The organism is Mesorhizobium sp. M7A.F.Ca.US.010.02.1.1 (genome assembly GCF_004023085.1).
Classification (GTDB): Bacteria; Pseudomonadota; Alphaproteobacteria; order Rhizobiales; family Rhizobiaceae; genus Mesorhizobium.
In genome coordinates this window covers 56,732-77,947 of the sequence record NZ_RZRV01000019.1, presented here as the reverse complement: position 1 = coordinate 77,947, position 21,216 = coordinate 56,732, and the positions used below count along the sequence as shown (strand labels likewise).

The following is a 21,216-nucleotide window of genomic DNA, read 5'->3' as shown; positions in this document are numbered from 1 at the left end:
CCCCTCACGCATCATTGGTGGCGTATTCGATGAGTCTTTGGCAGATAGCCGACAGGCTGGGCTTTTCCTTCAGTGAAGCTACCCAGGCCTCGGTAAATTCAATCGCAATGAATATCTCGATGAAATATGTAAGCCCCGCTTTGGCTGCCGCCTTCGGAGGCACCGTGCTATCGTCGGGTGCGGTCGCAACCATTGCATTGGAATCTTCAGTCCAAGGCTCCGCCACATAAATCGTGTCATCCTCGTCAAAGTCCGACAACCGTCCAACAATATCCAACAACTTGATTATTTTCCCCATAAAGAAAATCCTCCTCGACGATTCGGGTGCAATGCTTTCTGAAAGATAGTCCCAGGATCATGCTGCGATCTAGGGACAAGTTGCATCACACCGGCTTTTGTGTCGTGGTGCCAAGTGTAGCCGGGGGGCGCTCTTCGGGGAACGAGCCCCCTCTTTGTCCGCTGGAGGTTAATTCCCGCATCTTGCAGAGCTTTCGCGAAATCCGGCTCTCTTTCCATTAGCACCAGCAGGGCTTCGTTGGCCGCCTGGAAATGGCGTGGGCGCGAAACGTTCGGATATAATGCAGAATCTATCTCTGTCTCGAACACCACACTATAGAATTGACCGGTCGGCCCTCGACTAGCGCCGTCGCCTGCTTCTTCTGTCAGCGGTTCGGACCCGGGTGTAGGTAAGTCGTCTACGCCTTTGTAAAGATCCGCTCCTTCAGAAAGAGCGTCCTCCGTCGAGTCGGCGAGCTTGCCGCTGCTTCTGCGAACAAGCGCCTCGGCCCCCTCCGCTAGGTCGTCGGACCGCCTCAAGACCTGCGAGAGTTCCTTAACCAAAGGCCCCGCAATCTTGCCGGCTTGTTGCAGGCCGACGGATACCAATTTCTCGGTGGGGAGCGTTCCTAAGACATTGAGAATGGTGTCGCCGACGTTGCCAGACATCGCGGACGCAACAGCCTTATCGGCCGCGACCATGGGCGCAATGCCGAGCAGCGAGATGCCCTGCTCGCCGGCTCCCTCGGAGCCAACCAGCATCCGCGCCAGATTACGCCGCACGCTGCTTGGCTTACTATCGCCGGCGATAAGGTAGCCAAGCTTATCTTGGGGCGTAGGAATGTAATTCGTGACGTCTACATGCGAGTCCCGCAGACCCAACTCGGCTGCTTGGCGCAGATCGAGCAGCATTTCGGGGTCGACTATCCAATCGCGACGTGTTCGATCAGCTAGGCTTCTCTCTGTCTGCGCTGCACTTGTCCGAATTAGGTGGTCTAGCATTGCCTTTTGGGCAGCTTCGGTAGGCAGTGCAGCAAAGAGGTTGTTTAGGGCGGGATCTTGCGGGTTTGTTCCGTTTTTGAGTCCGTCGACGACGCCTCCCGCCACGGAATTGGGCAGCGGTTGAATCTTCTCGAAGCCCAGTTGCTGCTGAGCGGCGATCGAGCCGATGATGGCTGCCTGATAGTCTTCCGGCGTCGAAAGATTGTTCCAAGCCGCATCGAGATTCGCGAACGTCTTACGTACATAGCCACCCGGATCGCCCTGCCTCTCTTTGAGCGTGAGGTCGGCGGCCGTGGCTATTACTTCATGACGCGCGCTGTCCTCTTCCGGCGTAGCACTATCGGCCTTGGGCGAGGACTCTTTGACTCTGGCCAAAACGGCCTCATTCGACATGCCACGCATGCTGTAGAATTGCCGACTGACATCCATTGCTTGGCTGAAGGCTTGGAAGCGCCTGACGCCTTCGGTGGCGCCGTAGAGAGCGATGAACTGCTCCGGAGTCTGCACGGGGCCGGAATAGGTTCCAGTTTCCCTGATGGAGCTTGGCGCATTCTGTTCGGCGAGGCCGATGTTGGTTCGTGTTTCGACCTGCCGTGCGATCTCAGCGGTCCGCGCTTTCTGGGCCAACGCTGGCCTGTCTTCAGGCGGGATGTCGTCCCGGACAACCTGCACCGCTCGCTCATATGGCGTCGGCTCGCCAAGGCGATCGTCTCTTGGCGCCACAAAACTTGTGGTATTTGCCTGTGGGCCACCAACCGCCTCGGCCGTATCATCTTTGATCCGGCTGCCAGCCCGCCCCGCACCCAGCATCTCAGCCGCCCGCTTCGGATCCTGGGCAATCATTGCCTGGACCAGCGCCTTGGCCGTGTTGGTGCGCCAGGTGGCCTCGGCTGTTTGCCGAATGATCGAGTTGCCGATCTTGGCGATCAGGTCGAAGCCGCTCTGCCGGATCGCCTCGAATGTCTCGGCGTCGTTCGGGTCGCCCTGTGCGATGGAACCCGTGGACATGGTGTCGACCTTGGTCCACTCGGCCAACTCATACTCGTCACGGCGCTGGAGCTGCCGCTGCGCCATGCGCCGTGCGCCAATCGCGCGCATCGTCTCCTTCTGCCTGGCGAAACCAGCACGCTGGCTTTCGGGCATATCAGGCAAGGCATCGCCGAACAGCCTGTCGAACAGGCCTGTTTTGACCACCCGGCCGTCGCGCGGATTGACCTGGCCGTACATGGCCTCATGCAGGCCGGCGCCGTCAGCCGGGGCGTTGGCCGCCACCTCGTCTTCGGCTTGCCCGATCCGGCTGGTGAACCGCCGCCGCGCCAGTTCGGCGTCGAACGCGTCCTGCTGGTCCTTCATCTGCTGGTAGCGCTCGGCGATAGCCGAGAACTGGTCGCCAAGACCCTGCATGGCGCCGCCAATCGGCGATCCCCCGGGGTACGGCACCGCATTGCCGGCATCGAGCCGGCGCTGCGCTATGTGGAGCGGAATGGTGGCCATCAGTAGAGGCCTCCGGTGGACGAGCCGCCCGGCGGCGGTGGGAAGGCGCCCTTGCCGAAGGTCACGGCCTTGGTCGGGTCGTAGAGGCCGGAGAGACCCGATACGAGATTGCTGCCGGCCTTGAAGATCGAGGCCGTGACCGCCTGCTTGCCGGAGAAGCGCGAGAGCGCGGCTTGCGTATTGAGACTGTTCTGGCGCAGTTTCGAGCCGTACTGGATCGCGTCGAGATCAAGCTGGCCCTGCCTGGCATTGGCGGCCAGCACCTCGGCCGGCGAGCCTGATATGCCGACGCCCGAGGCGCCGGCCTGCGCACGCGCCTGGCCCAGCAGGAGATCCTGCTTATGGCGCTCCTGGCTCTGCTCGAAGGCGGAACTCTGCGCCTCGGCCTGCGCTTGCTGCCCGTAGGCCTTGGCCTGATAGTCGGCCATCTGCTTCGACTGCTGGCCTTCGACCAGCGCGCCGCCAACAGAAAGGGCGGTGCCGATAAGGGCAAGTGTGCACATGCGTTCAGCCTCGTTCGCCAAAGGAGGTGTTTGCGGGAATGAATTTGCTTTTGACGCCGTCCACCGGCGCGCCGAGCGCCGGGCGCGGGTCGAGCGCACCGCCGGGGGTGAGGAACGACACAAGCAGCCTGTCGGCCTGCAACGCCGGCCGGCTGAGACGGGCGGGTGCAGCGGCCCGCGGGCCGGCCATGGCGGCGCGGCGGGTCGTGGTCAGATTGATCTTCAGCTCGGCGACGCCGGCGGCATCGAACAGGCCGTTGGCGGTGGCAATGGTGCGGGCGAGCGCATCGGCCTCGAACAATTCCTGGCGCAGCAGCTCGACCAGCCGGCGGGCGCTGCCCCAGCGCTCGCCAAGCGTTGCAGCTTTGGCCTTGATCTCGTCGCCAAGCGCGGCGATGTCGGCCCGCGCTTCGCCTTGCGCGGCCTCCGCACGGCGCTTGCCGGCGGCGTCGATGGTCTTTTCCAGCAGCCCGATCTGGTCGTTGCAGTCGTCCAGCGCGGCACGCGCGGCGGCCAGGTCGCCATCGCCGAAGACCGCGCGGTCCTCGGCTTGCGCCAGTTCGGTTCTGCAGTGAAGCGCGTCGTTGAGGTCGGTGTCGAGCAAGGCGATGACGGCGGCGAATTCGGCAGCCGTCCGCGCCATCCCGAGGATTTCGGCATGGGGAGATGTCATTTCGGGGATCCTTTGGTGAATTGTTATCTCCCCACTCGAGGGGGAGATGGCCGGCAGGCCAGAGGGGGGTCGGCACGACCGGGTGCGACCTACCGCGGCAGATGAGATTGGCGCTTCGCGTGGAGCGTCGGCATCCTCTTTCAACGTGGAGGAGGTTGGCGTCCGGTCGAACCGACCCCCTCTGTCGCCTCCGGCGACATCTCCCCCTCAAGGGGGGAAATCACCATCTTCAACGCCGGCGCTCTACGGCTCGGCGTCGAACACCGGCGTGAACGCACGGATCGTGCAGGGCGTCGGGTTGACATGGCGGATCCGCACTCGGCCCTGCCCTTCCCAGCTGTCGTCGATCGGCACCTCGACATTGCCGGTGAACAGCGTTGCCCGCCCGTCCGGCGCGATGATCGAGGGCATGCGCACCGGCTCCCAGCGGCCGCGCATCAAGGACTGGACTTGAAGCCCCGTGGTGTCGGTCTCGAGCAGCGACAGGATCACCTTCGCCACCTTCTTGCGGCGGCCGATGATGGAGCCGTCGCGGCCGCCGACATCGAGCTCCAGCGTGTCGGCGCCCGCCGCGTAGGGCAGGCCGAGTTGCCATTTGGCGGCGGTAGAACCGCCCGGCAGCGTGACGGTGCCGCCGCCGCTGACGGTCAGCCCGCGATAGACCTTGCCGTCGGCGAGCACATCGACGGACTGGCCGGCAAGGTGCATGGCGCCGCCCACCGTGGTGACCGCAAGACCCGCGTAGGACAGGCCGCAATCGACCTCGAAGGCGTCCGCGATGGCGCCGTATTCGAACGGCGCGGTCTTGATCTCGATGTAGCGCCTGGTCACGCCGCCAATGCTGCGCTTCACGATCAGCCAGAGATCGTCATTGCCGTCCTGGCCGGGGGTGACCGCAGCGCTTTCGACATCAGCCCAATTTGAACCATCGGAGCCCGCCCCGCTGACGTTGCCGCCCAGGCGATGCCGGTGCATGCCGCGCACCTCCTGGCTCGGCTGATGGGTGTAGCCGCCAAGCTCGCCATTCTCGAGCGGGAACCACAGCAACGGGTCGGGATCGGTCTGGAAGGCGAGCTCGACCACACCCTTTTTGGGAATATGCTCGGAGACCTGGCCGACATCGTCCGAAGCAAAACGGCTCTGCGCCGTCTGCGTCAGCTCGGCGATCGATTTGCGCGAGCGTGTGACATAGAGGAACGACTGGCCGGCATCGACCGGGCGGATGCGGGCGCAGCCAAAGGTGCGCGAGCGCCGGTTCTTGAACGAGGACGGCGTCAGCGCCTCGTCGATGCCCGAGCCCGACAGGGCGCGGATGCCGCCTGAGGTGCCGATCAGAAGCGCGCCGTCGCTGTCGGCGATCCAGACAATGTCGTTGGCCTGGCCGCCGCCCGCCTGGACGAACTCCAGCGCGTCGTCGTCCTTCTCGCCCAGTGCAAAATTGTCGAAATCGCCGGTGGCCGAGGCATAGACCGAGAATTTGCGGCTGAAGGCCAGCCGCTCCTCGTAGAGCGACCCGCTTTCGACGTACTTGCCGGGCACGAAGGTGCCGAGCCGCCAGCGCGTGATCGGGTTCATGTTCGGCAGCGCATGGCCGTAGAGAATGATCTTGACGACCGTCGTGCTGGTGCGACTGGTGATCCTGGCCCAGCGCCAGATGCCGTCAGCTCCTAGAAGGCGAATGGATCGACCGACATCAGAGACCTGAAATCCGGTGTCGTTGTTGATGCCGATGGTTGAGGACGCCGTGAGATCGAACGGCGTCTGATCGAAAGCGGCGATATGCATCGCCAGCTCGGCCGAGACGGTGACAACTGCATCGTCTCCACCGCCGCCGCTGAACACCAACTGATGGTATTCGAACGCTGATTTGTTTGTGAAGTCGTAGAAGCGGGTCTCGCCATTGCCCCAGCCGAGTTCGCCCGTACGCGTGTCCAGGGTGACCCAGTTTGTGCCATCATTGGAACCCTGCAATTCCCAAGCAGTGAAGAAATCGTAATCGCCCGTTGCCAGCCGCGACGTGGTGATCCAGTAGGCGTCGACCACGTGCTGCACGCCGCCGGCATTGCGGAACCGAATGTAACCGTCGCCGCCGCTCGCAATTTCGATATCCTGCGTCTTGTCGCGGTCGAACATCTGCCAGGCAGAGGTGCTGCCGCTGCCGGTGGAAGCGGTACCGGAAGGCGTCGTGTTGCTGGTCATCTGCGGCGTCAGATGCCCGGTGTCGGACGGTGTCAGCGTCGTCGCCGTGTCGTTGACCGGGTCGTAGGGACCGTCGAGGAATTCAAAATCCGTCAGAGCCCACGCCGTGTGTGCGCTGCGCGTCAGCACCTTGGGCGGATAGTCCCGGTGAGTGACCCACATCTGGTCGGCCGACTGGACATAGGCGAGCTCGAACAGGTCCGCCTCGAGATAGGGCGAAGCGACCTCCACCGTGTCGACGCGCGCGCCATAGGCATGGACGCGGATGTACCGGTCGCCGAATTCGAGCGCATAGGCTTGATCGGCCGAGAAGATGAACGGGATCAGCCGCGTCGTCTTCGCGGAAATCTTCACCTCGCCGGCAAAATAGGTGCCGCCGCGCTTGCGGATGCCGCCATGCGGCAGGGTGATGAAGTTCTCGCATTTGGCCAGCGCCGCCCGATAGAAGTCGAGCGAGGCGCGTGCATGCAGGCGCGGCGAGATCTCGCCGCGGGTGAAGACGTCCTGGACGGGATAGAGCGTCGTCATCAGCGCGCAATCCTGTTGTCGCCGCGCTGATTGGACCACGAGGCGGTGTAGAGCCGGCTGCCGCGCTGGATGGCGTTGGCGTTGAGCGCCGCGTCCAGCGCCCGGTCATAGGCCGAGCGGGCAATATCGATCATGCCTGACTTGTGCGTCAGCGGATGCGCCACCTTGACGGCAAGGGCCGCCACCAGAACCTCGGTGAACAGCGCATCCCAGTCGTTGGGATCGGTGAGGTTGGCGACGTAACGGATGGTCAGCGGGCCGGACTGGTCGGAATAGATCAGCCCCGCCTCCTGGCGCCACGAAATCGGCACGCCGTCCGGCTCGCCATCACGGGTCAGCGGCAGCGGCCGCAGGCAGTCGGCCGGCAGTTCATAGGCAAAGGTCAAGCCGCAATCGCTGCCGGTGTCCGCCCCGGCAACCGTGGCGCGCAGGATGGCGAACACCCAGGCACATTTGGTAAGTTCTGCTTCCCTTGCGAGGTCGAAATGCAAGTTGAGCAGCCGTGCCGCCTTGACGTCCTGATCGAGACTGTCGATCGGCGCCTCGTCGAGCACGGCCAGCGCCATGTTGGCGATATCGAGCGGGGTGATGGCCATGGGTCAGCGCCTCGTCCATGTGGGTCGGGTCATGATTTTCTCCGGGCATGAAAAAAGCCGCTGCGAAGCGGCTGGGGGTTTGGATGGCGATATTCAGAGATCGTGCTCTACGCCCCCTCCGATCTCCCTTCGTGGGGTTGAAGAGTGGTCCGCGTAGCGGACGGAAAGCCAACTGCTTGGCTTTCCGAATGACGAAAGCCGGCAGGACGGAGGAGGCGCTAAGAAATATTGTCAGAACGAGGAATTACGGCGGCAGCGCACTATTTTCCAAGTCTCAGTCCGGACATGCTATCGACAAAACGCGCGAGATCTCCGGCATCTCACTGTTATTCGTGATTCCAACCCTTAAAATATCGGACGAAATCCACTAATCGAGCAATTCGAAAGATGGAAACTTACGTACCACCCAAGCCATGGAGATAGATATCCATCCCGGCTTGTAACTTTCCCATCCTTGCTGCAAGAAACGCTCGCGCTGGATTCCTCATTCACGAAAACGAGGTGGTACGTCGTTCCAGATCCTGCCGCTTCATCCAGTTTGGTGCCTGCAATTTCCAGCGTTCCGCCCACAAATCCGTCCTTCTCAAGCTTGACGAGAAGAGGGCTGCAATAAACAAAAATTGCAGCAGCCACCAAGATAGTTGCGGTCGTCAGAACCATCACTTTCTTCATTTTCTTTTCTCGTGAAAGATCATTGCCGGAGGCAGTGAAGTCTGAAGTAGTCCGGCCTCCAGGGCAAGGCGCGCGATTTCGTCGGGCGCGACCCCGGGTAAAGCTTCGCCCAACACACGGCCGACATTGTTATTTATCAAATCCATCGCGCGCTCATATCGGTCATTCGGATGGGATATCTCATAGGCATCCGATATCTTCTTCGCTTCGTTGACCCCAAGCGATTGCGCCATCTTGGCCGACCATTCGGCATGTCTCAAAGCACCCGCTGCATTATTGACGCCTGGATGAGATTGGAGCGATGCCGTTCCCATGAGGAATTGCGGTGACAATGCACTATTTCCAGTTCTCAGTCTGAAGATTCACTGCAGTCACATGGGTGCGGCCGACAAAAATGAGCCGTCGTCGCAATTCAAAAGCGTAATCCCGTTACTGTTCGTAAGGCTCGACCACGGCAAACGGTATTCCCAACGACTCCAGCAGATCGAGAATGCGTTGCGAGATGACGAGGCGATAATCTGCTGCGATACCGAAGTGGTCGCGGCCAGCCTCGCCATTCACTTTCAACCAGACAAATGGCGGAAGTTCCTGCCCAGGCTGGTCCTCATGGAACTCTTCGGAGGTTGTCACTTCGACTTCGGCGAACGTCGCACCTGAAAAGCCCATCTTGTGCAGAGCGCGCTGGGTTTCTTCGGTGGCGAGGTAACACGGGAACGTCGTAACGAGCACATCGCCGAACCAGCCCTCTACCTCGTAGTGAAGCTTGGTCACAATCGGCGGATGGACACTCGTGTCAAGAACGGTGTGGTTGCCAAGCCCACCAGCAACGTTCGGTTCTATGTAAAAATATTGCATCACTCACCTATCGGAGGATTGAACAGATTTCAGTATTTCTTATCGATGTAATGGCGATTATTGATCATCCCCGTTGACGGGGAGAAGGTCCCGGCAGGAGGTTGAGGGGCAGCGAAGGTCTGAAAATCTGGCGCTACAGAACGCCCAATCCGCGAAGTTGTTGTCCACGAATATCTCGGCAAATCTCTCGGGCGGGAGGGTCGTGCCGTTGACGCGAGCGATTTTGAGATTCCTTGCCCACATATCCCGGATTGCTGCCGGGATTCCTCCGGGCATGTGCATGGCTTGGGCAATTGCGTGATGCCACCGTCCATCGCCACCAAACAGAGATTGCAGTTTGGGGGCCATTCTTTTCAAGCCCTCTTCCGACTCTTGAGAAAGTTCTCCGATCGCCCAGAGCACATAAACATCCAGCAGTCTAAGCAGCGGCTGTCCGTCATAACGTGGGTTAGTCGACATTTAACCTCTCACGCATCATAGGTGGCATAATAAATAACGCGTTCGCAGATAGCGGAAACGCTTGGCTTTTCTTTCTGCGGATGCAACCAAAGCCTCGGTAATCTCGATCGCAAGGTTGATTTCGAGAAAGTATGCCAGGCCCTCTTTAGCTGCCTCGGCTGGTACCAACACCCCATCCTGCTGAGGCAAAACCATTGCGTCTGAATCCTCGGTCCAAGGCTCCGCCGCGTAGATTGTGGGCTCCGCTGCGTAGACCGGGTCCTCCTCGTCAAATTCCGACAACCGTCCAACGATATCCAGCACCTTCATTTTTTCCCCATAGGGAAAATCCTCCTCGGCCATTCGGATGCAGTGTCTTCTGGAATTACGGTGACAGTGCACGCTGCAGTCACATGGTGCAGCCGACAAAAGACGGACTGTTATCGCATTCAACAAGCGTAATCCGTTACTGCTCGTAGGGTTCGACCACTGCAAACGGTATTCCCAATGATTCCAGCAAATCAAGAATGCGCTCCGAGATGACAAGGCGATAGTTTGCTGCGATCCCGAAGTCGTCGCGGCCAGCCTTCCCATTCACTTTCAACCAGACGAAAGGTGGAAGTTCCTGCCCAGGTTGATATTCATGAAACTCTTCGGATGTCGTCACTTCGGCTTCAGCGAACGTCGCACCCGAAAAACCTATGTTCTGCAGTGCACGCTGGGTTTCTTCGGTGACGAGGTAACACGGGAACGTCGTAACGAGCACATCACCGGTCCAGCCCTCTACCACGTAGTGGAGCTTGGTCACAATCGGAGGATGGACGCTGGGGTCCAAAACGGTGTTTCTGCCAAGCCCACCAGCCACATCAGGTCTGATATAGAAATACTGCATTATCCACCTATTGGAGGGTTGAACAGATGTCCGTATTTTTTGTCGATATAAGCCACGTAGTCCAGCACCTGCTGACGAGTGGCCTGAGGATGCGACGCATAAAATTCGTCCCATTCGTATCGGAAAATTTTGTTGTGCAAGAGGTTGTCCAAGCTTTTAGGAATCCCACGCAGATTCTGAAGCGAGTGCATCTCCTCTTCGGCCACGAGCCCGAGATATCTGTTCAAGATTTGCTGCTCAGCCGCGTGGTGGACCACAACTTCACCCTCCAGTTTCGGGTTCGCGTCGAGAAACGTTTTGCGGTAATTTTTTGAAAGAGCCTTGCCAAACGATGCCCCCGCGTACTTTATCTTTGAGGGGTCTCTCGCGATTGACTTTATTATTTCAAGAAGCTCGGCCTTGTCGGGCTTTGCGCCTGTGCCCAAGCGGTAAGCGGCCTCATTTGCTGCATTTACTGCACGAGCCTCCGCACCGACGGCTTGGCGAGCCACCGCGCCCTCAGCGGCAAGCTCCGATGTGGCGCGCGAACCACTTGTTGCAAACTCCTCCAGCGGTTTGGCAAACTTGCCGGTCCCGCCGCGGATTATGGCCAAGCCTTTTGCAACAGCTTCGCCGACTGTCTCTAATGCCAAGCGCCCTTCAACAACCGCCCCCGAGCCAGGGGTGGCGGGCAGTTGCTCAAGGAAACCCAAAGGAGAATCGTGCAGATCCTGGAGAGCTATCCCAATGTCATGCGGGATTCGGCCTAGGGCCTCGAAACCCTCGCTCAGATAATCGCCGAAGTCGTCCGCACCTCGTTGGAGTGCAGACCGGGCTTCGCCAGGAGGCGCTGATGGAAGCCGTCCTTGCACTGTCGCAGCAGTGACGATCGGGCCGACTTGGGCCGATCGAGAAAGGCCAGCTTGATCCAACTGCTGAGATAAGGCCTGGCGGACACCCGGATCGGGCGCTGCTGCTAGAAGATCACGCAGGATGATGTCCTTCTTAGCCTGCGGCATGTTTTTGTCGCCGAAGGTGTCAGCTATGCTTTGGACAACGGCCTTCGGCAGAGGTTGAGGGGTCTCGATGCCGAGTTGCCTCTGGGCTGCGACAGAGACGGCGATGGCCCATTTGTACGCCTCCGGATTGCCGGTCTCCGACTTGCCATCCGGGCTCGTTGTCGCCTTCCACGCGGCGTCGACATTGGGGAAGACCTCGCGGACGTAGCCAGCAGGGTCCGCCCGCCTCATGTCCAGGGTCTTGAGCGCAGCGGCAGCCGTAACCCGATACCGTGTCTCCTCTTCGTTGGAGCCGACCGGCCCAGGCTCCGCATCGCGCAGCGCTGCGTGGATCGCCTGGTTGGGCATCGTCCGCATGCCAAAGGCTTGGCGGCCGACATCCATCTTCAAGCTGAAGTCTTGGTACCGATCGCCGCCCTCCTCGGCGCCATAAACGGCGGCGAAGTCGGCGGGGCTGGGCATCTTGCCGGAATAGCTTCCCGTATTGGCGATCGCGTTCGGGGCGTTCTGCGCAGCGAGAGCGATGTTGGTGCGCGCCTCGATCAATTGGGCCGTATTCGCGGCGTGTGCCTGGTTGATCAGCCGCTGAATGTCATCTGGAGACAGGTCGGCGAGATGGTCGGTTGCGGGCTTGATCGCCGTATCAGGCGCCGGAGCAATGTCCCCAAACGCCTGCGCCACGCGCTCGTCTGGCGTGAGCTTGCCAACGCGACCGCCTTTCGCGGCAGCCGCCTCTGATCTGCCCGAGGCAAGAACCCAAGTGATCGGCTGAACGTCTCCCGAAGACTCTTCCGGGGTCCTGACACCAAACGTCTCCAGCGCGCGTTTCGGATCCTTGGCGATCAGCGCCTCGAAACGCGTCTTGGCCGCGGTGCCGAACCAGTCCTTCACCTTCTGCTGTCTGATCCCGGGGTCGAGCCCCATCTTGGCGATCAAGTCGAGCCCTTCCTGGCGGGCTACTTCGAAGGTGACAGGATCGTCGGGATCGGCGTTGCCGATGGCGATGCCGCTGGTCGTGAGCACCGTGTCGACCTGCGCTTGTTCATAGTCTTCGCGCTGCTGAAGCTGCCGCTGCGCCATGCGCAGCGAGCCAACCCTGCGCATCGTCTCCTTGTGCTCGGCGAAAGCGGCGCGCTGGCTCTCAGGCATGTTCGGCAAAGCCTTGTCGAACAGCCTGTCGAACAGGCCGGTCTTGACGACCCTGCCGTCGTACGCATTGACCTGGCCGTACATGTCTCATGCAGGCCGGCGCCGTCAGCCGGGGCGTTGGCCGTCACCTCATCTTCCGCCTGCGCGATCTGGCCGTGGAAGCGGCGGCGGGCCAATTCGGCGTCGAACGCCTCCTGCTGGTCCTTCATCTGCTGGTAGCGCTCGGCGACAGCGGAAAGGTGATCGCCCAGCCCGTGCATGGCGCCGCCGATTGGCGACCCCTGCGGATATTGCGGCGCGTTGCCGGTGTCGAGCCGGCGCTGGCCAATGGAAAGGGGGATGATGTGTACCATGGCTGTTCCCTGCTCACGAAGCACTGAGGGCTGAACGGCCGAAAATCACCCGGCCGCTGCGGCACGGCCGGCAATGGCGCTCGAGGCCGATGCCTTCGTCGGATCCGGATTTTGGAGAGGCCGCCAACGAGCGTGTTGCCCACGCATTGATTCGGCGGGCCAATCCTGTGCCGGCGATGGATTCCGGCTCTGTTTGTCACGCCAGGATCGGAACATGGCCGGCGCCAAGTTTAGAAAAGAAGCGGGGAGCGCATCGCCCCCGCCCCCCGCCTCGGTCCTATCAGGCCTCGGTCGTCTTCAGCGCGATGAACGTCATGTTCTTGACGCTCGACGCGGTGCGGTCCCAGTTCGCAGCCAGCGCCAGTTCCGCATCGGTGGCGAATTCGCCGGCCGAGGAGGCGTCGAGGAAGCGGGTGCCGGGCACATGCGGCACAAAATGCCGGCGGCCGACCATTTCGGTGATGCCGCCGCCATGGCCCTGGCGCGGCTTGCGGTCGAACTCCAGCGGGCCGCCCTCGGTGTTGACCGGCAGCTCGTTCCACAGGATCGCCTTGTCCTTGAACATGAAGGCGGTGTAGACGCCCGCCGTGACCGGGATATCGTCGTCGACCACGGCCCGCAGACCCATATAATAGGGGATCAGCGGTCCGCCCTGCTCGGAAGACGGCACATAGTCGATGAGGTCGGCGAGCTTCAGCGCCTTCATCTGCTTGGAGTGCATCCAGATCGTCTTGAACTTGTCCGCGCGGTCGCCCATCAGATAGGCGGCCTCGATGATGTCGGTGTCGACGATGGAGGCGCCGGTGGTGCGCACCAGGTCGCCGCCGTCATTGGCGACGTTGTCAGCGACGACGCCTTTCAGGATGCCGAGCAGGGTCAGCTTGTTGGCGCGCTGCCAGTACTCGGTCTGCCGCTTGACGATCAGCTTCTGCGGATCGTCGCCGGCCAGGATCGAGGTCAGGTCCGGAACGCCCCACGCCTGGGCGCGGACATTGCGGGCGGCGACCTCGCGGCGCGAGCCGATCTTCTTCATCTCGATGGAATCGGCCGGATCGTCATTGACCGGCTCGGACGGGTCGTTGCCGAGATCCTTCCAACCGGGCATGTCGACGGAGCGGCCGCCCATCGACAGCTTTGACGAGATGGCCGGGTCGGAAAACAGGATTCCGGTCTGGTAGATTTCGAGCGACTGGACATGCTCCTCGAAAGCATATTGCGCATAGACGGACGGAACGATCGCGTCCGCGATACGGGTGTAGGCATCTGCCATTTTTCTCTTCCTTCAGGTTTGGGTTTGGCGGCGAGCTTGAGAGGCCATTTCGAAACTCGCTCCGGTGAATCAGCTGGTGGTGGTTTCGAGAACCGGAGCGCAGCGGACGTTTGGGTCCGTGAGCACCGGAAGCACAGAAAACGCCGCCGGATGGCCGCCGGAGTAGAGTTTCCAAACGGACTAAAGCGGGTTGTTCGGCATCCAGCGGTCGGGATTTTCTCCCGCCTCGCGAGCCAGCCGCCTTGCGCGGGCGGGGTCGCTTTTGACGAGGGCCGAAATGTCAGTCAGGTTGCGTTCGCCGGCGGCATTGCGCTTGAACGGATTGGCTCCGCTGGAAGAAGCACCGCCGTCGATCGTGTCTTCCCGGAACATCGCCTCGCCGATCGCCTGGAACGCCCTGGCGATCTGCGGATCGGTCAGCGCCCCGTCAGGCAGAAGGATGCCCTTCGCCTTGTAGGCGTCGACCAGGCCGAGCTTCTTCATCGCCCGGTTGGCGACCTCCAGTCTCTGGCGAAAGCCGTCGCTATCGGTCGGTCCCCAGTCCCTGACAAGCTCGTCATGGGTGGCTTCCACCGAGCGGGCCAGCGCGATCTCCTGATGCTTGGCCTGCTCGGCCATGTAGCCGACGAACCTGTCGTGATAGGCCTGCGCGGTTTTCGGCGAGGCACCCGCTTCGACCGCCCAAGCCTTGGACACCTGAGCGAGTTCGTCCGAATAGGCGAAGTTTTCCGGCAAGCCTTCCGGCCTGAGGTATTCGACCTTCTCGGACGACGTGACCGGACGCATGGCCTCGGGCAGCCGGGCGTGGAACCGGTCCCAGTCTTCCGGTGGCGCGTCCGGGGCGGGAAGGCGCAGGCTCTCACCCTGCTGCCGCTCCAGCTCCGCATAGGATGTGAAAACCCGATCGAGGCTTTCAGGCTTGGTCCAGCCCTTGGTTTCAGCGAGCTTGCGGTTGCCTTCGGAAAGACCGTCAAACCAACTTTTGCCGCCAGGCGCGGCGGACCCGTTATCCGTGCCTGCCGGTGACTGTGCCGGGTTGCCCGCCGGCTGCGCACGCGCCGCCACGGACCCGGCGTCTGCCAGATCTGTCATGTAATGTTCCTTTGCTAGGGGTTAGAAATCAGCCGGCGGCAAAGCTGCCAATCTCCCCACCTGTGGGGGAGATGTCCGGCAGGACAGAGGGGGGCGCGAAGGAACGCAAGCGTTCGACGCTCTTCGTCACCCGATGCCCTCCCGAGGCATGCAAATGCTAATCAGCAGGACAGGCTCGTGGGACAGCGCCCCCCCTCTGCCCTGCCGGGCATCTCCCCGACGAGGGGGGGAGATTGGCCGCGTCATCGGCAACTAGGCGTTATCCCCCCAGTTCTCCCAAAGCAGCGTGATCGTACCCGTGATCGCCAGCACACCGTCGGCATCGATATCCGTGCCGGTGGCAAACGCCAGGTTGAGATAGAGATCGACCGGCGTCACCGTGCCATCCAGCGTCACGGCGGCGGCGATGTCGGCGGTCAAGGCGGTGGAGAGTGCGGCGCCAGTGCCGTCGAGTGTGCGGGCCGTCGAGGCCAGCACGTTGACCATGGTCGAGGCCAGCGTCGCGCTCGATGCGGCGGCCGAGCCCAGCGACCAAGTCAGCGCCGCATTGTCGTTGATGGTCGCCGCACGGGTGCCGAGGACAGCGAACTGCAGCCGGGCCGTGCCGCCCTTGATGCGCACTTTGCCCTTGGTGAAGTCGAAGATCTTTTGGGCGGCATAGGCCAGCGCATCGGTGACCGGCACCTGCATGCCGGCGAAGGCGAAGACGGTGCGGTACGATCCGCCCTGCCCTGTGGTGACGGCTTTCAGGCCAGGCCTGGGCGGGGCAAGGCCGGCCTCGCGGGCGGCGGCACGACCAAGCGTCCGGGGAATACCTCGGGTCATGGCATTTCTCCATTTTTTCAGTGGCAATTCTGGCAGCTCGACCAATCAAGCCCCAGCGGGGCGAGCCGTCGAAGGCTGAATCATTTTGACAAGGAGCACCGCTAGCGCCTTGTTCGAAAGAGATGTTTTCGGCCCTCGGCCTATCAACGCCCGAGAAACCATGTCTTATATCGTGAGGCTTCGTGCCCCCGTTCCGCCGCAATGCGACCGCACGGGACGAGCCATAGGGAATTTCAGGCCTTCAAGGGAGACCGCACATGAACTTTCACAAAGCCATCGCCGCCGTGCTGATGACCGCAGCACTGGCAGGCTGCGCGCAGACCGAAGGCCAGCAGCGGGCCGGAACCGGCGCGCTGATCGGCGGCGCCGGCGGCGCCCTCGTCGGCCAGGCCATCGGCGGCAACACCGAAAGCACGCTCATCGGCGCCGGCGCCGGCGCCCTGCTCGGCGCGGTCGTCGGCAGCTCCACCACGCCGCAGCGCCGCGGCGAACAGATGTGCCGCTACCAGGACCGCCGCGGCCGCATCTACACCGCGCCCTGCGACGACCGGTACTACAACGGCGATTATTGATCACTAGCCCCTTCTCCCCGTTCTACGGGGAGTTGGGGAGTGTTCCGCAGCGGACGAAAAGCCAATTGCTTGGCTGGTCGAACAACTAACGCCGGCAGGCAAGGTAGCTTCATCGCCACCGCCTCACCCCTCCGCCCGTGAAGCCTTTTCCAGTGCCGCCTTACGCTGAATTTCGATAGTTCGATTCCAGAAGCGCACCACAGTTCCATGCCTTTGGAGCGCGAAATTGTATCTTGGACGCTCATTTCCAGTCCTCCAGCCGAGCAAATAGATCGGCGAGGTCTCGCGCTATCGCCTCGGCGGATTGCCGTTCCATAAATATAAACGGGATGCGCACGATTGGCATTTCCACATCGTCGGTGTCGAAGCCATAGGCTTCCCCTCCTCCTTTCGACGCGAACAAGAGGATGCCTGGCGCATATTTTTCAACCTCATATTCTCGATTGAAGTCAGCCAATTCTTCGGCTTTGAAAAAAATTAAATAGCTATCGCCAATGAAGCCTTCACCCCCATTATGCTCCTTGAGGAAGTCAGTGTAATCCTTGGGTAGCGTGACTCCCAAGCCTGCGGACAGGCCATCGACGACCGCGGATTCAGCCGGTGCCTCGAAACTTCCCTCAGTTAAACTATATCCCACCGCTATCCTCTCAGGTCCTTCAGCAACTGATTCCACCACGGCGTAGCCTGTTGTCGGTGAACTTCGCGAGGCAGTGCGAGCCGGGGCAGAATCGAGCTCGTCATCTCCGCTCCTGATTACCTGCGCCGTCACCAGGATCATTCAATCCATTTCCGGCTCGTCGAATGAACGAATCCCGGCTGACTCATTGCCGAGGCGCTCAAACACGTCCAGGGCACGTTCTGAAACAACAAGCTCGTGGTTCGGAGCCATCCCAAAGTCGTCATGTCCACGCTGCCCATGGATCTTCATCCAGACGAAAGGTGGAAGTTTCGTCTCTGGCTGCAGCCGATGGAACAGCTCCGAGGCAGTCACCTCGACATCGGCAAACGTCAACCCCGAAACACCTATCTTCAACAATTCCCGCTGAACTTCTTCGGTAACAAGATAGCAAGGAAAACTCCTTATCAGGACATCACCAATCCAAACATCGATCTCATAGTGCAGTTTGTGCACGATCGGCGGGTGAACGCGGTTGTCGAGAACCGTGTTTTTGCCAAAGTCGCCAGCAACAAATGGCTGCACATAGTAATAATCCATTGCTCACCTATACTTTCCGACAGACGGGACGAAATGATGACCATACTTCTTATCCATCATTGTCCGATGATCAAGAACTTGCCGCTCTGTCGGATTCGGGTAATTTGCGTAGAATTCGTCATTTTCGGCTCTACGGATAACAAGATGCAGAATATCATTAAATTTCTTAGGGATACCACGAAGATTTTCTGCTGAATTTAGCCTTTTCTCCGAATTACGGTGACAGTGCACTATTTCCAGTCCTCAGTCTGAAGGTTCACTGCAATCACATGGGTGCAGCCGACAACAATGAACTGTCACCGCAATTCAAAAAGCGTAATTCGTTACTGCTCGTAAGGCTCGACCACAGCAAACGGCATTCCCAATGATTCCAGTAAATCGAGAATGCGTTTCGAAATGACAAGGCGGAAGGGTATTGCGATCCCGAAATCGTCGCGGCCGGCCTTCCCATTTACCTTCAGCCAGACGAAAGGTGGTAGCTCCAGCCCGGGTTGATCCTCTTGACACTCTTCGGAGGTAGTCACCTCGGCGTCGGCGAACGTCGCACCTGAAAAGCTCATCTTCTTCAGTGCGCGCTGGGTTTCTTCAGTGACGAGGAAACAGGGGAATGTCGCAACGATCACATCGCCGAACCAGCCCTCTACCTCATAGTGAAGCTTGGTCACGATTGGTGGATGGACGCTCGAGTCGAGAACGGTGTTTTCGCCGATCCCGCCAGCGACGTTCGGCCGTATTTTAAAGTATTGCATCACTCACCTATCGGGGGATTGAACAGATGCCCATATTTCTTGTCGATATAAGTCACGTAGTCCAGCACCTGCTGACGAGTTGGCTGGGGGTGCGACGCATAAAATTCATCCCATTCGAATCGGAAAACGGGCTTGTGCAAAAGGTTGTCTAATCTTTTTGGTATGCCGCGAAGATTTTGAAGAGAGTGCATCTCATCTTCAGCAACAAGGCTTGGAAATCTGTTCCATACTTGTCGCTCCGGAGCAGCGGTGCTGCCTCGTGGGTCAGCCGACCTGAGGCGCCGGTGCCGAAACAGCCAATCTCCCCCCTCGTGGGGGAGATGTCCGGCAGGACAGAGGGGCGCGCCGTAGAGCGCCTACCTCTGTCGTCGCCGAACTTTGAACATGCCCATGCCCTTGCCACCTACGGCCAAGCTTGAGCGGCCGCTTGTGATTTGATTGTCGTGCGATGAACGCGGCAAGGTCGGCGGGACCGCGCCCCCCTCTGCCCTGCCGGGCATCTCCCCCACAGGGGGGAAGATCGGCAGCTTTTACCCCTCCGCCCTTGCCGCCTTCTCCAGCGCCACAAGCTGCGCGTCATCGAGCGTCAGGAACCCCATAATGTGCTGCACCACCTCGGCGCGCGCATTGCTGAGCGCGCTGTGCAGCTCGAAGCCGTTCGGCGTCCTGGTGCGTGCCATCCACTCGCCATAGGACGGACGCCGGTAGTAGCCGGTCGTCGCCGCGAGGTCGGCGAGCACCATCTCGCCGCCCTCGCCGGAAAACACTCGGAGATAGGCCTTGGCCAGCGCCTCCCGCGCCCTGGCAGGGCTGCCGGCCTGCCCGGCATGGGCAAAGCGTTTCCGGCTCATGCGCCACCACCCGTCGGGCCGACGGGCTGCCCGCTTTGACCACTTTGCGCATCTTGGGCGCCGCCCAGCATGTCTTGCAACCCGTCGAGCAGGCCGCTGTCGCGCGCCTGCACCGCCGCCGGCACCGCATCCTTGGCAGCCTTCCCAGCCGTGGCGATCGCCGCCATGCCGGCCTGCGCCTGACTGGCCTTGGCACGCGCATCGCGCAACTCGTCCACCTCTTCCTTGCGGCGAAAGATGCGCTGCGGGCTGCGGCCGGCGCTCTGCACGATCTTGATCGCCTCGTCGCTGTCGATGTTGTCCATCACGCCTGGATCGAACTGCGCCATCTGCATGGCCGTCGTCACCACCTGGATGGTGTCGCGCGCTTCGGCCGAGCGCCTGAGCACGTCGAGCGGGCCGGTAAAGGTCGGCCGCACCGCCTTGCCGGCCAGGCTCTCCGGCGGCACGAAGCGGCTGTCTTCGTCATAGAGCCCCTTGTCCTCCAGAATGCCGAGCTCGCGATCGAGATTGCTGGCGAAGCCGGCCTGGATGATCGAGCCGGACGGCCCCAGCAGCGCGCCCTTTTCCTCTTGGCGGATCAGCGCCTCGGTCGCCGTCATCTGCGGGTTCTGCACCAGTGTCTGGAACAGGTTGACGAACATCATGTCGCGGATCTCGTCGGCGCGGCTCTGCGCGTAGTTGAAGGCATAGGTCGGGTTCTGCCCGGTCGAGATTGGCGCGATCAGCGGCCGGCCATTGTCGTCGATCAGCCCCGGATAATTCTCGCCCGGATTGAGCACCGGCACGTAGTCGAGCCGGGCCTTCGAGGCGGTCGCCGGATCGGTGATCTGCTGCAAGGCACGCAAGCCCGAACGGCGCACGGCATTTTCCTCGCGCACGGTCGTCAGCGCCTCGATAGCAGGCGAAATGCCATAGGGGTCGCCCTCGTAGCGGCGCCAGTTGAAGGTCGACACCGGAAAGGTGCGAAAACCGCTTTCCCGCACGATCTCCTCCTCGTCCTCGATGACGTGGTAGGAGGCGAAGGCCGTGTCGAGATATTGGTATTGGCCGCCGAGCCGGTACATCTTGCGCTCGTCGCGCGGCTCAATGCACTGGATCAGCGAGATCTTCGTCTCGCATTTGGCCGAATCGTCGACCAGAACCTTGATCTGCGCCGGCAGTTTTTCATAGCCGAGCAGCTGCGCCGCCTGCCGCGCCGTGCGCTCGTATCGGCGGTGGAAAATATCGACCTGGCCCCAGCGGTTGCGGCTGAGATAGCCCTCGACCACCGGGATCGAGGCATAGCGGATCAGCGTCGCGCCGAACCCTTCCTCGGCATAGAGATAGGCCGGGCCATAGCGCACGACATTGCGCAGGCAGGCCTGCGTCGCCGGCACGAAATTCGAATTGGCGGAGTAGCGCAGCGCAAACAGGAAATCGCGCAAGGCCTCCGCCCATTCCTTTTCCTCGTCGGTCTCCTCGTCATTCATGGCCGCCGTCGACAGCCCGTGCCATTTTTCCGACTGCGGGATGATCAGGCTTTCCAGCCCGGCGGCCAGCCGATTGGCGGCCGAGTTGATGGTGTTGGCATAGACGCGGGCGCCGCGCCGCTCCTGCCGCTCCGCCTGCGAGTCCTGGCTGCCGGTTCGGCGGCCGCTCCAGATATCGGGCGCATCGGGGTCGCAGAACTCCGCCACCTGCTCCCACACAGCCTCGTACTGACTGCGCTCGCTCTCGAGCTCGGACTGGCGGGACAGGATATTGCGGGCGCGGGAATCGGTCATGATGTTCTCACTTGTTTGGCGCGGCGGAGCTGCCGATTGATTGGAGATGCGGAGGGACAGCACCCCCCTCTGGCCTGCCGGCCATCTCCCCCGCATGGGGGGAGATCGGCAGTTTTGCCGACGGCGCGTTTCCTGCAACGTCGGCAATTGGCGAAAGCGGCAGCACATCCAATCTCCCCCCTTGCGGGGGAGATGTCCGGCAGGACAGAGGGGGGTGCCTCGCGCCAGCCTTCCCTTGTCATCTTTT

Annotated in this window: 22 protein-coding genes; 2 read left to right on the top strand and 20 right to left on the bottom strand. The window is 61.2% G+C overall.

The features are described 5' to 3' along the window. Positions 1 to 4: 4 nt before the first annotated feature. From EOA19_RS20345 to EOA19_RS35645, 12 genes are all read right to left on the bottom strand, one after another. The gene (locus tag EOA19_RS20345) at positions 5 to 298 is read right to left on the bottom strand and encodes a hypothetical protein (RefSeq protein WP_023814084.1); all 294 of its coding nucleotides are present in this window, start codon (positions 296 to 298) and stop codon (positions 5 to 7) included. Next, entirely contained in the window at positions 286 to 2,772 is a 2,487-nt protein-coding gene (locus tag EOA19_RS35300) for an HNH endonuclease (protein ID WP_164892970.1), read from the bottom strand. Before EOA19_RS35300 ends, EOA19_RS20345 begins: the two co-directional genes overlap by 13 nt. Continuing rightward, positions 2,772 to 3,275 carry a hypothetical protein gene (locus EOA19_RS20335; protein ID WP_031213873.1) on the bottom strand — a complete coding sequence of 168 codons (504 nt, stop codon included), beginning with the start codon at positions 3,273 to 3,275 and terminating at the stop codon, positions 2,772 to 2,774. Before EOA19_RS20335 ends, EOA19_RS35300 begins: the two co-directional genes overlap by 1 nt. A gap of 4 nt (positions 3,276 to 3,279) precedes the next feature. Continuing rightward, complete coding sequence (locus EOA19_RS20330) at positions 3,280 to 3,948, bottom strand: hypothetical protein (protein WP_031213875.1); 669 nt, start codon at positions 3,946 to 3,948, stop codon at positions 3,280 to 3,282. Between the two features lie 243 nt (positions 3,949 to 4,191). Beyond that, on the bottom strand, positions 4,192 to 6,675 hold the full coding sequence (locus EOA19_RS20325; RefSeq protein WP_128304617.1) for a hypothetical protein: 2,484 nt from the start codon (positions 6,673 to 6,675) through the stop codon (positions 4,192 to 4,194). Next, a complete protein-coding gene (locus EOA19_RS20320) occupies positions 6,675 to 7,271 on the bottom strand; it encodes a hypothetical protein (RefSeq protein ID WP_023814089.1) in 597 nt (198 codons plus the stop codon). The genes EOA19_RS20325 and EOA19_RS20320 overlap by 1 nt, the downstream gene beginning before the upstream one ends. Positions 7,272 to 7,616: 345 nt before the next feature. Then, positions 7,617 to 7,943: a hypothetical protein gene (locus tag EOA19_RS20315; protein ID WP_128304616.1), complete on the bottom strand. Its 327-nt coding sequence runs from the start codon at positions 7,941 to 7,943 to the stop codon at positions 7,617 to 7,619. Beyond that, on the bottom strand, positions 7,940 to 8,275 hold the full coding sequence (locus EOA19_RS20310) for a hypothetical protein (protein WP_128304615.1): 336 nt from the start codon (positions 8,273 to 8,275) through the stop codon (positions 7,940 to 7,942). The genes EOA19_RS20315 and EOA19_RS20310 overlap by 4 nt, the downstream gene beginning before the upstream one ends. 97 nt (positions 8,276 to 8,372) lie before the next feature. Further along, complete coding sequence (locus tag EOA19_RS20305; RefSeq protein WP_128304614.1) at positions 8,373 to 8,798, bottom strand: hypothetical protein; 426 nt, start codon at positions 8,796 to 8,798, stop codon at positions 8,373 to 8,375. A gap of 474 nt (positions 8,799 to 9,272) precedes the next feature. Beyond that, positions 9,273 to 9,599 carry a hypothetical protein gene (locus tag EOA19_RS20300; protein WP_128304613.1) on the bottom strand — a complete coding sequence of 109 codons (327 nt, stop codon included), beginning with the start codon at positions 9,597 to 9,599 and terminating at the stop codon, positions 9,273 to 9,275. 103 nt (positions 9,600 to 9,702) lie between these two features. Further along, on the bottom strand, positions 9,703 to 10,128 hold the full coding sequence (locus EOA19_RS20295) for a hypothetical protein (RefSeq protein WP_023814095.1): 426 nt from the start codon (positions 10,126 to 10,128) through the stop codon (positions 9,703 to 9,705). Next, a complete protein-coding gene (locus EOA19_RS35645; RefSeq protein WP_206638064.1) occupies positions 10,128 to 12,359 on the bottom strand; it encodes a hypothetical protein in 2,232 nt (743 codons plus the stop codon). Before EOA19_RS35645 ends, EOA19_RS20295 begins: the two co-directional genes overlap by 1 nt. A gap of 5 nt (positions 12,360 to 12,364) precedes the next feature. Here EOA19_RS35645 and EOA19_RS35640 point away from each other — a divergent pair, with 5 nt between their 5' ends. After that, positions 12,365 to 12,655 carry a hypothetical protein gene (locus EOA19_RS35640; protein WP_206638062.1) on the top strand — a complete coding sequence of 97 codons (291 nt, stop codon included), beginning with the start codon at positions 12,365 to 12,367 and terminating at the stop codon, positions 12,653 to 12,655. Positions 12,656 to 12,908: 253 nt separating this feature from the next. Here EOA19_RS35640 and EOA19_RS20285 read toward each other — a convergent pair whose 3' ends face one another. From EOA19_RS20285 to EOA19_RS20275, 3 genes are all read right to left on the bottom strand, one after another. Next, entirely contained in the window at positions 12,909 to 13,898 is a 990-nt protein-coding gene (locus EOA19_RS20285) for a Coat protein (RefSeq protein WP_128304612.1), read from the bottom strand. 180 nt (positions 13,899 to 14,078) lie between these two features. Further along, positions 14,079 to 14,990 carry a hypothetical protein gene (locus EOA19_RS20280; protein WP_128304611.1) on the bottom strand — a complete coding sequence of 304 codons (912 nt, stop codon included), beginning with the start codon at positions 14,988 to 14,990 and terminating at the stop codon, positions 14,079 to 14,081. A gap of 252 nt (positions 14,991 to 15,242) precedes the next feature. Further along, on the bottom strand, positions 15,243 to 15,815 hold the full coding sequence (locus EOA19_RS20275) for a hypothetical protein (protein WP_128304610.1): 573 nt from the start codon (positions 15,813 to 15,815) through the stop codon (positions 15,243 to 15,245). 257 nt (positions 15,816 to 16,072) lie between these two features. Here EOA19_RS20275 and EOA19_RS20270 point away from each other — a divergent pair, with 257 nt between their 5' ends. Then, positions 16,073 to 16,387, top strand: a complete 315-nt coding sequence (locus EOA19_RS20270; RefSeq protein WP_027040217.1) for a YMGG-like glycine zipper-containing protein — start codon at positions 16,073 to 16,075, stop codon at positions 16,385 to 16,387. Between the two features lie 241 nt (positions 16,388 to 16,628). On the opposite strand, the gene EOA19_RS20265 is transcribed toward EOA19_RS20270, so the two are convergent. The 5 genes from EOA19_RS20265 to EOA19_RS20245 form a co-directional block, all read right to left on the bottom strand. Further along, positions 16,629 to 17,165 carry an SMI1/KNR4 family protein gene (locus EOA19_RS20265; protein WP_245486226.1) on the bottom strand — a complete coding sequence of 179 codons (537 nt, stop codon included), beginning with the start codon at positions 17,163 to 17,165 and terminating at the stop codon, positions 16,629 to 16,631. Further along, positions 17,166 to 17,603: a hypothetical protein gene (locus EOA19_RS20260; protein ID WP_128304609.1), complete on the bottom strand. Its 438-nt coding sequence runs from the start codon at positions 17,601 to 17,603 to the stop codon at positions 17,166 to 17,168. A 323-nt stretch (positions 17,604 to 17,926) separates the two neighbouring features. Continuing rightward, on the bottom strand, positions 17,927 to 18,352 hold the full coding sequence (locus tag EOA19_RS20255) for a hypothetical protein (protein WP_128304608.1): 426 nt from the start codon (positions 18,350 to 18,352) through the stop codon (positions 17,927 to 17,929). Positions 18,353 to 18,882: 530 nt separating this feature from the next. Continuing rightward, positions 18,883 to 19,203: a hypothetical protein gene (locus EOA19_RS20250; RefSeq protein ID WP_128304607.1), complete on the bottom strand. Its 321-nt coding sequence runs from the start codon at positions 19,201 to 19,203 to the stop codon at positions 18,883 to 18,885. Beyond that, positions 19,200 to 20,969 carry a portal protein gene (locus tag EOA19_RS20245; RefSeq protein WP_128304606.1) on the bottom strand — a complete coding sequence of 590 codons (1,770 nt, stop codon included), beginning with the start codon at positions 20,967 to 20,969 and terminating at the stop codon, positions 19,200 to 19,202. Before EOA19_RS20245 ends, EOA19_RS20250 begins: the two co-directional genes overlap by 4 nt. Between the last annotated feature and the right edge of the window lie 247 nt (positions 20,970 to 21,216).